A 12,064-nucleotide genomic window follows, 5' to 3' on the forward strand; every position below is an offset into this window, starting at 1 on the left:
AGATAAAACATGACAATAAAATGTAAAGTAAAGTCGATAGAGCCTTTAGCCTCAAATACCTACCAGATTCTGTTGCACCCAGAGACGCCTGTAAACTTTAAAGCGGGTCAGTATTTAATGGTTGAGATGGGGGAGTCAGATAAGCGTCCTTTCTCTATTGCAAGTAGTCCTTGTCGGCATGAAGGCGAAGTCGAACTTCACATTGGTGCCGCTGAGCATAATGCGTACGCTATCGAAGTTGTTGATGCAATGAAGAGAGCCTTGGAAACCAATGGCGACATCAATATTGATGCACCACATGGTGATGCTTGGATTCGCGAAGACAGTCAACGCCCTATGTTATTGATCGCTGGGGGTACAGGTTTCAGCTACGTGCGTTCAATTCTCGATCACTGCATCAGTCAAAGTATCATCCAGCCAATCTATCTCTACTGGGGAGGCCGTGATGAGAAGCAGCTTTATGCTAAAGAAGAGCTAGTAGCCATTGCCAGTCAGCACGCGCACATTCAGTTCATTCCTGTTATTGAGCAGGCAGATGGTAATTGGAGTGGCAAGCAAGGAAATGTGCTACAAGCGGTCAGTGATGACTTTGAGTCATTAGAAAATTTTGATATCTATATTGCGGGTCGCTTTGAAATGGCGGGAGCAGCACGTGATCAGTTCACTCAAAACAAGCAAGTGACACCAGAACATATGTACTCTGATGCATTCGCTTTTATCTAAATCTTAATAAAATGACGCGAAAAGGAGAGTTTTTATACTCTCCTTTTGTTTTTCTGCTGTTCTTTTCATCAAAAGAACGTTTTTTCTAAAAAAAATCAAATTAGGGGTTGCGTACGAGTTCAATGTGCCTATAATGCGCCACTCCAGACGGGAAGGCAGCAAAGCAAGAGCCTGATTGGTCTGGAAGGGAATGAGCCAAAACAAAATAGTTTGAAAAAGTGTTTGACACGACAAGTTATTTAGATAAAATGGCCGCCCACTTCGACAGAGAGCTGAAAGGCTTAAAAACGAAAGTTTAGTCAGTCGAAGTTATGTTCTTTAAAAATTTAGACCTATATCAATCTGTGTGGACACTTGTTGATGATAATCATTATGTTTGCTTCTGCTGCAAAGCAGAAACGAACCACTTCTTCGGAAGTAAAATGGTTTCAATGAACACGTGACCTAAGGGTAGTAAGTTCGCTTACTGTCACACAGTCAAAATTCATTATCGTTCTGTTGGAACGATAATAGCTTTAAAATTACTTCTTACTTTTTAAGTAAGGGACAGTTTTGAAGTCAGTATTCATTGAGCCGACAAAATCTTAAATTGAAGAGTTTGATCATGGCTCAGATTGAACGCTGGCGGCAGGCCTAACACATGCAAGTCGAGCGGAAACGACAACATTGACCCTTCGGGTGATTTGTTGGGCGTCGAGCGGCGGACGGGTGAGTAATGCCTGGGAAATTGCCCTGATGTGGGGGATAACCATTGGAAACGATGGCTAATACCGCATAATGCCTTCGGGCCAAAGAGGGGGACCTTCGGGCCTCTCGCGTCAGGATATGCCCAGGTGGGATTAGCTAGTTGGTGAGGTAATGGCTCACCAAGGCGACGATCCCTAGCTGGTCTGAGAGGATGATCAGCCACACTGGAACTGAGACACGGTCCAGACTCCTACGGGAGGCAGCAGTGGGGAATATTGCACAATGGGCGCAAGCCTGATGCAGCCATGCCGCGTGTATGAAGAAGGCCTTCGGGTTGTAAAGTACTTTCAGCAGTGAGGAAGGTTCATACGTTAATAGCGTATGGATTTGACGTTAGCTGCAGAAGAAGCACTCAGCTAACTCCGTGCCAGCAGCCGCGGTAATACGGAGGGTGCGAGCGTTAATCGGAATTACTGGGCGTAAAGCGCATGCAGGTGGTTCGTTAAGTCAGATGTGAAAGCCCGAGGCTCAACCTCGGAACTGCATTTGAAACTGGCGGACTAGAGTACTGTAGAGGGGGGTAGAATTTCAGGTGTAGCGGTGAAATGCGTAGAGATCTGAAGGAATACCAGTGGCGAAGGCGGCCCCCTGGACAGATACTGACACTCAGATGCGAAAGCGTGGGGAGCAAACAGGATTAGATACCCTGGTAGTCCACGCCGTAAACGATGTCTACTTGGAGGTTGTGGCCTTGAGCCGTGGCTTTCGGAGCTAACGCGTTAAGTAGACCGCCTGGGGAGTACGGTCGCAAGATTAAAACTCAAATGAATTGACGGGGGCCCGCACAAGCGGTGGAGCATGTGGTTTAATTCGATGCAACGCGAAGAACCTTACCTACTCTTGACATCTAGAGAAGCCAGCGGAGACGCAGGTGTGCCTTCGGGAACTCTAAGACAGGTGCTGCATGGCTGTCGTCAGCTCGTGTTGTGAAATGTTGGGTTAAGTCCCGCAACGAGCGCAACCCTTATCCTTGTTTGCCAGCACGTAATGGTGGGAACTCCAGGGAGACTGCCGGTGATAAACCGGAGGAAGGTGGGGACGACGTCAAGTCATCATGGCCCTTACGAGTAGGGCTACACACGTGCTACAATGGCGCATACAGAGGGCAGCAAGCTAGCGATAGTGAGCGAATCCCAAAAAGTGCGTCGTAGTCCGGATTGGAGTCTGCAACTCGACTCCATGAAGTCGGAATCGCTAGTAATCGTGGATCAGAATGCCACGGTGAATACGTTCCCGGGCCTTGTACACACCGCCCGTCACACCATGGGAGTGGGCTGCAAAAGAAGTGGGTAGTTTAACCTTCGGGAGGACGCTCACCACTTTGTGGTTCATGACTGGGGTGAAGTCGTAACAAGGTAGCCCTAGGGGAACCTGGGGCTGGATCACCTCCTTATACGAAAGATTATCTTGATGAGTGTTCACACAGATTGATTAGGTTTGATTAGTTAAGAACAATAGAGCTTTAATTAATGTTTACTCATTGATTAAAGCTTTGTGCTTTATGCTCTTTAACAATTTGGAAAGCTGACGAACAACATTTGATTTAATGTTGTTCAAATAAAAGTTCTCAAATCCTATGTCTTTAAGATGTAGGTACCAACACACATTCAAGTGTTCTTGGAAACAGCACAACTTCGGTTGTGACGTTTATATTTGAGTCCGGCAAAATCGAATGCTATCTCGCTCATTCAAATAATGAGATAGCGACTTTGGTTGTTTGCCATACATAAGACCTTTTGGGGTTGTATGGTTAAGTGACTAAGCGTACACGGTGGATGCCTTGGCAGTCAGAGGCGATGAAGGACGTAATAACTTGCGATAAGCCCAGATTAGGTAGTAATAACCTGTGAGTCTGGGATTTCCGAATGGGGAAACCCACGTGCATAAGCACGTATCATTAACTGAATACATAGGTTAATGAAGCAAACCGGGGGAACTGAAACATCTAAGTACCCCGAGGAAGAGAAATCAACCGAGATTCCGAAAGTAGCGGCGAGCGAAATTGGACTAGCCCTTAAGCTTTTAATGATGCAGGTGAAGGCTCTGGAAAGTGCCGCAGTAAAGGGTGATAGCCCCGTAACCGACACATCATAATCAGTGAAAACGAGTAAGGCGGGACACGTGATATCCTGTTTGAATATGGGGGGACCATCCTCCAAGGCTAAATACTACTGACTGACCGATAGTGAACCAGTACCGTGAGGGAAAGGCGAAAAGAACCCCTGTGAGGGGAGTGAAATAGAACCTGAAACCGTGTACGTACAAGCAGTAGGAGCCCACTTGTTGGGTGACTGCGTACCTTTTGTATAATGGGTCAGCGACTTATATTCAGTGGCAAGGTTAACCGTTTAGGGGAGCCGTAGGGAAACCGAGTCTTAACTGGGCGTTCAGTCTCTGGATATAGACCCGAAACCAGGTGATCTAGCCATGGGCAGGTTGAAGGTTGAGTAACATCAACTGGAGGACCGAACCGACTAATGTTGAAAAATTAGCGGATGACTTGTGGCTAGGGGTGAAAGGCCAATCAAACCTGGAGATAGCTGGTTCTCCCCGAAAGCTATTTAGGTAGCGCCTCGGACGAATACTACTGGGGGTAGAGCACTGTTAAGGCTAGGGGGTCATCCCGACTTACCAACCCTTTGCAAACTCCGAATACCAGTAAGTAATATCCGGGAGACACACGGCGGGTGCTAACGTCCGTCGTGGAGAGGGAAACAACCCAGACCGCCAGCTAAGGTCCCAAAGTATAGCTAAGTGGGAAACGATGTGGGAAGGCTTAGACAGCTAGGATGTTGGCTTAGAAGCAGCCATCATTTAAAGAAAGCGTAATAGCTCACTAGTCGAGTCGGCCTGCGCGGAAGATGTAACGGGGCTAAGCTATACACCGAAGCTGCGGCAATATGATTTATCATATTGGGTAGGGGAGCGTTCTGTAAGCCGTTGAAGGTGGACTGTAAGGTTTGCTGGAGGTATCAGAAGTGCGAATGCTGACATGAGTAACGATAAAGGGGGTGAAAAACCTCCTCGCCGGAAGACCAAGGGTTCCTGTCCAACGTTAATCGGGGCAGGGTAAGTCGACCCCTAAGGCGAGGCCGAAAGGCGTAGTCGATGGGAAACGGGTTAATATTCCCGTACTTCTTATAATTGCGATGGGGGGACGGAGAAGGCTAGGTGGGCCTGGCGATGGTTGTCCAGGTTCAAGTACGTAGGCGGGTGGTTTAGGTAAATCCGGACCACTACTAACGCTGAGATACGATGTCGAGCTACTACGGTAGTGAAGTCATTGATGCCATGCTTCCAGGAAAAGCCTCTAAGCTTCAGATTATAAGAAATCGTACCCCAAACCGACACAGGTGGTCGGGTAGAGAATACCAAGGCGCTTGAGAGAACTCGGGTGAAGGAACTAGGCAAAATGGTACCGTAACTTCGGGAGAAGGTACGCTCTTGGCGGTGAAGTCCCTTGCGGATGGAGCTACTAGGAGTCGCAGATACCAGGTGGCTGCAACTGTTTATTAAAAACACAGCACTGTGCAAAATCGTAAGATGACGTATACGGTGTGACGCCTGCCCGGTGCCGGAAGGTTAATTGATGGGGTTAGACTTAGGTCGAAGCTCTTGATCGAAGCCCCGGTAAACGGCGGCCGTAACTATAACGGTCCTAAGGTAGCGAAATTCCTTGTCGGGTAAGTTCCGACCTGCACGAATGGCGTAATGATGGCCACGCTGTCTCCACCCGAGACTCAGTGAAATTGAAATCGCTGTGAAGATGCAGTGTACCCGCGGCTAGACGGAAAGACCCCGTGAACCTTTACTACAGCTTGGCACTGAACATTGACCCTACATGTGTAGGATAGGTGGGAGCCTTTGAAGCATGCACGCTAGTGTGTGTGGAGGCAATCTTGAAATACCACCCTTGTATGCTTGATGTTCTAACGTTGGTCCCTAATCGGGATTGCGGACAGTGCCTGGTGGGTAGTTTGACTGGGGCGGTCTCCTCCCAAAGAGTAACGGAGGAGCACGAAGGTGGGCTAAACACGGTTGGACATCGTGTGGTTAGTGCAATGGCATAAGCCCGCTTGACTGCGAGAATGACAATTCGAGCAGGTACGAAAGTAGGTCATAGTGATCCGGTGGTTCTGAATGGAAGGGCCATCGCTCAACGGATAAAAGGTACTCCGGGGATAACAGGCTGATACCGCCCAAGAGTTCATATCGACGGCGGTGTTTGGCACCTCGATGTCGGCTCATCACATCCTGGGGCTGAAGTCGGTCCCAAGGGTATGGCTGTTCGCCATTTAAAGTGGTACGCGAGCTGGGTTTAGAACGTCGTGAGACAGTTCGGTCCCTATCTGCCGTGGGCGTTGGAAGATTGAAGGGGGCTGCTCCTAGTACGAGAGGACCGGAGTGGACGAACCTCTGGTGTTCGGGTTGTCATGCCAATGGCATTGCCCGGTAGCTAAGTTCGGAATCGATAACCGCTGAAAGCATCTAAGCGGGAAGCGAGCCCTGAGATGAGTCTTCCCTGGCACTTTAAGTGTCCTAAAGGGTTGTTCAAGACTAGAACGTTGATAGGCAGGGTGTGTAAGTGCTGCGAGGCATTGAGCTAACCTGTACTAATTGCCCGTGAGGCTTAACCATACAACACCCAAAGGGTTTTGATGGACTCAAAGCAAGAACATAATTGAATGTGTATTAAGAACTTTTATTAAGCTTTCCAGATTAATTTTGCCTTCAGTTTTTATGAAAAGCTGAAAGTAAAAGAAGAATTTGCTTGGCGACCATAGCGTTGCAGACCCACCTGATCCCATGCCGAACTCAGAAGTGAAATGCAGTAGCGCCGATGGTAGTGTGGGGTTTCCCCATGTGAGAGTAGGACATCGCCAGGCTTTAATTTCGACTTTGCTTCTTATAGAAGCAAGTCACCATAAAGTTTTAAGTTTTCTTAGAATTTTATGTTGACTTTCAAAGTAGATAGCGTATTATACGCGTCCTGCTTAGGTGCTAAGGCATTGAAAGCAAAGCTCTTTAACAATTTAGACCTATATCAATCTGTGTGGACACTTGTTGATGATAATCATTATGTTTGCTTCTGCTGCAAAGCAGAAACGAACCACTTCTTCGGAAGTAAAATGGTTTTCAATGAACACGTGACCTAAGGGTAGTAAGCTCGCTTACTGTCACACAGTCAAAATTCATTATCGTTCTGTTGGAACGATAATAGCTTTAAAATTACTTCTTACTTTTTAAGTAAGGGACAGTTTTGAAGTCAGTATTCATTGAGCCGACAAAATCTTAAATTGAAGAGTTTGATCATGGCTCAGATTGAACGCTGGCGGCAGGCCTAACACATGCAAGTCGAGCGGAAACGACAACATTGACCCTTCGGGTGATTTGTTGGGCGTCGAGCGGCGGACGGGTGAGTAATGCCTGGGAAATTGCCCTGATGTGGGGGATAACCATTGGAAACGATGGCTAATACCGCATAATGCCTTCGGGCCAAAGAGGGGGACCTTCGGGCCTCTCGCGTCAGGATATGCCCAGGTGGGATTAGCTAGTTGGTGAGGTAATGGCTCACCAAGGCGACGATCCCTAGCTGGTCTGAGAGGATGATCAGCCACACTGGAACTGAGACACGGTCCAGACTCCTACGGGAGGCAGCAGTGGGGAATATTGCACAATGGGCGCAAGCCTGATGCAGCCATGCCGCGTGTATGAAGAAGGCCTTCGGGTTGTAAAGTACTTTCAGCAGTGAGGAAGGTTCATGCGTTAATAGCGTATGGATTTGACGTTAGCTGCAGAAGAAGCACCGGCTTAACTCCGTGCCAGCAGCCGCGGTAATACGGAGGGTGCGAGCGTTAATCGGAATTACTGGGCGTAAAGCGCATGCAGGTGGTTCGTTAAGTCAGATGTGAAAGCCCGAGGCTCAACCTCGGAACTGCATTTGAAACTGGCGGACTAGAGTACTGTAGAGGGGGGTAGAATTTCAGGTGTAGCGGTGAAATGCGTAGAGATCTGAAGGAATACCAGTGGCGAAGGCGGCCCCCTGGACAGATACTGACACTCAGATGCGAAAGCGTGGGGAGCAAACAGGATTAGATACCCTGGTAGTCCACGCCGTAAACGATGTCTACTTGGAGGTTGTGGCCTTGAGCCGTGGCTTTCGGAGCTAACGCGTTAAGTAGACCGCCTGGGGAGTACGGTCGCAAGATTAAAACTCAAATGAATTGACGGGGGCCCGCACAAGCGGTGGAGCATGTGGTTTAATTCGATGCAACGCGAAGAACCTTACCTACTCTTGACATCTAGAGAAGCCAGCGGAGACGCAGGTGTGCCTTCGGGAACTCTAAGACAGGTGCTGCATGGCTGTCGTCAGCTCGTGTTGTGAAATGTTGGGTTAAGTCCCGCAACGAGCGCAACCCTTATCCTTGTTTGCCAGCACATAATGGTGGGAACTCCAGGGAGACTGCTCGGTGATAAACCGGAGGAAGGTGGGGACGACGTCAAGTCATCATGGCCCTTACGAGTAGGGCTACACACGTGCTACAATGGCGCATACAGAGGGCAGCAAGCTAGCGATAGTGAGCGAATCCCAAAAAGTGCGTCGTAGTCCGGATTGGAGTCTGCAACTCGACTCCATGAAGTCGGAATCGCTAGTAATCGTGGATCAGAATGCCACGGTGAATACGTTCCCGGGCCTTGTACACACCGCCCGTCACACCATGGGAGTGGGCTGCAAAAGAAGTGGGTAGTTTAACCTTCGGGAGGACGCTCACCACTTTGTGGTTCATGACTGGGGTGAAGTCGTAACAAGGTAGCCCTAGGGGAACCTGGGGCTGGATCACCTCCTTATACGAAAGATTATCTTGATGAGTGTTCACACAGATTGATTAGGTTTAAAAAGTAAAAGAGACGATATTGGGTCTGTAGCTCAGCTGGTTAGAGCGCTCGCCTGATAAGCGGGAGGTCGGTGGTTCAAGTCCACTCAGACCCACCACTATCTCCTTAGGAGATACGGTACGATATCGACACAGATGGGGCTATAGCTCAGCTGGGAGAGCGCCTGCCTTGCACGCAGGAGGTCTGCGGTTCGATCCCGCATAGCTCCACCATCTTTAAGTATTTTCTTTAAATAGAAAGTCTCTTGAAAGTATTTAAAAATGGTTACTGTTTAAGTAACACATGCTCTTTAACAATTTGGAAAGCTGACGAACAACATTTGATTTAATGTTGTTCAAATAAAAGTTCTCAAATCCTATGTCTTTAAGATGTAGGTACCAACACACATTCAAGTGTTCTTGGAAACAGCACAACTTCGGTTGTGACGTTTATATTTGAGTCCGGCAAAATCGAATGCTATCTCGCTCATTCAAATAATGAGATAGCGACTTTGGTTGTTTGCCATACATAAGACCTTTTGGGGTTGTATGGTTAAGTGACTAAGCGTACACGGTGGATGCCTTGGCAGTCAGAGGCGATGAAGGACGTAATAACTTGCGATAAGCCCAGATTAGGTAGTAATAACCTGTGAGTCTGGGATTTCCGAATGGGGAAACCCACGTGCATAAGCACGTATCATTAACTGAATACATAGGTTAATGAGGCAAACCGGGGGAACTGAAACATCTAAGTACCCCGAGGAAGAGAAATCAACCGAGATTCCGAAAGTAGCGGCGAGCGAAATTGGATTAGCCCTTAAGCTTTTAATGATGCAGGTGAAGGCTCTGGAAAGTGCCGCAGTAAAGGGTGATAGCCCCGTAACCGACACATCATAATCAGTGAAAACGAGTAAGGCGGGACACGTGATATCCTGTTTGAATATGGGGGGACCATCCTCCAAGGCTAAATACTACTGACTGACCGATAGTGAACCAGTACCGTGAGGGAAAGGCGAAAAGAACCCCTGTGAGGGGAGTGAAATAGAACCTGAAACCGTGTACGTACAAGCAGTAGGAGCCCACTTGTTGGGTGACTGCGTACCTTTTGTATAATGGGTCAGCGACTTATATTCAGTGGCAAGGTTAACCGTTTAGGGGAGCCGTAGGGAAACCGAGTCTTAACTGGGCGTTCAGTCTCTGGATATAGACCCGAAACCAGGTGATCTAGCCATGGGCAGGTTGAAGGTTGAGTAACATCAACTGGAGGACCGAACCGACTAATGTTGAAAAATTAGCGGATGACTTGTGGCTAGGGGTGAAAGGCCAATCAAACCTGGAGATAGCTGGTTCTCCCCGAAAGCTATTTAGGTAGCGCCTCGGACGAATACTACTGGGGGTAGAGCACTGTTAAGGCTAGGGGGTCATCCCGACTTACCAACCCTTTGCAAACTCCGAATACCAGTAAGTAATATCCGGGAGACACACGGCGGGTGCTAACGTCCGTCGTGGAGAGGGAAACAACCCAGACCGCCAGCTAAGGTCCCAAAGTATAGCTAAGTGGGAAACGATGTGGGAAGGCTTAGACAGCTAGGATGTTGGCTTAGAAGCAGCCATCATTTAAAGAAAGCGTAATAGCTCACTAGTCGAGTCGGCCTGCGCGGAAGATGTAACGGGGCTAAGCTATACACCGAAGCTGCGGCAATATGATTTATCATATTGGGTAGGGGAGCGTTCTGTAAGCCGTTGAAGGTGGACTGTAAGGTTTGCTGGAGGTATCAGAAGTGCGAATGCTGACATGAGTAACGATAAAGGGGGTGAAAAACCTCCTCGCCGGAAGACCAAGGGTTCCTGTCCAACGTTAATCGGGGCAGGGTAAGTCGACCCCTAAGGCGAGGCCGAAAGGCGTAGTCGATGGGAAACGGGTTAATATTCCCGTACTTCTTATAATTGCGATGGGGGGACGGAGAAGGCTAGGTGGGCCTGGCGATGGTTGTCCAGGTTCAAGTACGTAGGCGGGTGGTTTAGGTAAATCCGGACCACTACTAACGCTGAGATACGATGTCGAGCTACTACGGTAGTGAAGTCATTGATGCCATGCTTCCAGGAAAAGCCTCTAAGCTTCAGATTATAAGAAATCGTACCCCAAACCGACACAGGTGGTCGGGTAGAGAATACCAAGGCGCTTGAGAGAACTCGGGTGAAGGAACTAGGCAAAATGGTACCGTAACTTCGGGAGAAGGTACGCTCTTGGCGGTGAAGTCCCTTGCGGATGGAGCTACTAGGAGTCGCAGATACCAGGTGGCTGCAACTGTTTATTAAAAACACAGCACTGTGCAAAATCGTAAGATGACGTATACGGTGTGACGCCTGCCCGGTGCCGGAAGGTTAATTGATGGGGTTAGACTTAGGTCGAAGCTCTTGATCGAAGCCCCGGTAAACGGCGGCCGTAACTATAACGGTCCTAAGGTAGCGAAATTCCTTGTCGGGTAAGTTCCGACCTGCACGAATGGCGTAATGATGGCCACGCTGTCTCCACCCGAGACTCAGTGAAATTGAAATCGCTGTGAAGATGCAGTGTACCCGCGGCTAGACGGAAAGACCCCGTGAACCTTTACTACAGCTTGGCACTGAACATTGACCCTACATGTGTAGGATAGGTGGGAGCCTTTGAAGCATGCACGCTAGTGTGTGTGGAGGCAATCTTGAAATACCACCCTTGTATGCTTGATGTTCTAACGTTGGTCCCTAATCGGGATTGCGGACAGTGCCTGGTGGGTAGTTTGACTGGGGCGGTCTCCTCCCAAAGAGTAACGGAGGAGCACGAAGGTGGGCTAAACACGGTTGGACATCGTGTGGTTAGTGCAATGGCATAAGCCCGCTTGACTGCGAGAATGACAATTCGAGCAGGTACGAAAGTAGGTCATAGTGATCCGGTGGTTCTGAATGGAAGGGCCATCGCTCAACGGATAAAAGGTACTCCGGGGATAACAGGCTGATACCGCCCAAGAGTTCATATCGACGGCGGTGTTTGGCACCTCGATGTCGGCTCATCACATCCTGGGGCTGAAGTCGGTCCCAAGGGTATGGCTGTTCGCCATTTAAAGTGGTACGCGAGCTGGGTTTAGAACGTCGTGAGACAGTTCGGTCCCTATCTGCCGTGGGCGTTGGAAGATTGAAGGGGGCTGCTCCTAGTACGAGAGGACCGGAGTGGACGAACCTCTGGTGTTCGGGTTGTCATGCCAATGGCATTGCCCGGTAGCTAAGTTCGGAATCGATAACCGCTGAAAGCATCTAAGCGGGAAGCGAGCCCTGAGATGAGTCTTCCCTGGCACTTTAAGTGTCCTAAAGGGTTGTTCAAGACTAGAACGTTGATAGGCAGGGTGTGTAAGTGCTGCGAGGCATTGAGCTAACCTGTACTAATTGCCCGTGAGGCTTAACCATACAACACCCAAAGGGTTTTGATGGACTCAAAGCAAGAACATAATTGAATGTGTATTAAGAACTTTTATTAAGCTTTCCAGATTAATTTTGCCTTCAGTTTTTATGAAAAGCTGAAAGTAAAAGAAGAATTTGCTTGGCGACCATAGCGTTGCAGACCCACCTGATCCCATGCCGAACTCAGAAGTGAAATGCAGTAGCGCCGATGGTAGTGTGGGGTTTCCCCATGTGAGAGTAGGACATCGCCAGGCTTTGAACAAATATCTACTAAAGCATACAAA

General features: G+C 48.7%; 1 protein-coding gene, 2 tRNA genes and 6 rRNA genes. All 9 read left to right on the forward strand.

The window, feature by feature from the left end; translation table 11 throughout:
• Window positions 1-9 precede the first annotated feature (9 nt).
• Entirely contained in the window at window positions 10-723 is a 714-nt protein-coding gene (fre, locus tag AC0L66_RS01375; protein ID WP_265677425.1) for an NAD(P)H-flavin reductase, read from the forward strand.
• Window positions 724-1,309: 586 nt separating this feature from the next.
• Window positions 1,310-2,863 (forward strand): 16S ribosomal RNA (locus tag AC0L66_RS01380).
• Between the two features lie 355 nt (window positions 2,864-3,218).
• Window positions 3,219-6,108, forward strand: a 23S ribosomal RNA gene (locus AC0L66_RS01385).
• Window positions 6,109-6,240: 132 nt separating this feature from the next.
• A 5S ribosomal RNA gene (gene rrf, locus AC0L66_RS01390) occupies window positions 6,241-6,356 on the forward strand.
• Window positions 6,357-6,764: 408 nt separating this feature from the next.
• Window positions 6,765-8,319 (forward strand): 16S ribosomal RNA (locus AC0L66_RS01395).
• Window positions 8,320-8,387: 68 nt separating this feature from the next.
• Window positions 8,388-8,464: transfer RNA gene (locus tag AC0L66_RS01400), tRNA-Ile, on the forward strand.
• 39 nt (window positions 8,465-8,503) lie between these two features.
• Window positions 8,504-8,579: transfer RNA gene (locus AC0L66_RS01405), tRNA-Ala, on the forward strand.
• Between the two features lie 317 nt (window positions 8,580-8,896).
• Window positions 8,897-11,786, forward strand: a 23S ribosomal RNA gene (locus AC0L66_RS01410).
• A gap of 132 nt (window positions 11,787-11,918) precedes the next feature.
• Window positions 11,919-12,034: ribosomal RNA gene (gene rrf, locus AC0L66_RS01415) — 5S ribosomal RNA — on the forward strand.
• The 16S, 23S and 5S rRNA genes sit together here with 2 tRNA genes alongside, the layout of an rRNA operon.
• The last annotated feature ends 30 nt before the right edge of the window (window positions 12,035-12,064 follow it).

It is taken from the genome of Vibrio sp. GJ43-1, from assembly GCF_055808835.1.

Bases quoted from the DNA above. Each gene is read 5' to 3' on its own strand.
- fre (WP_265677425.1), top strand. From the start codon at position 10: ATGACAATAAAATGTAAAGTAAAGTCGATAGAGCCTTTAGCCTCAAAT.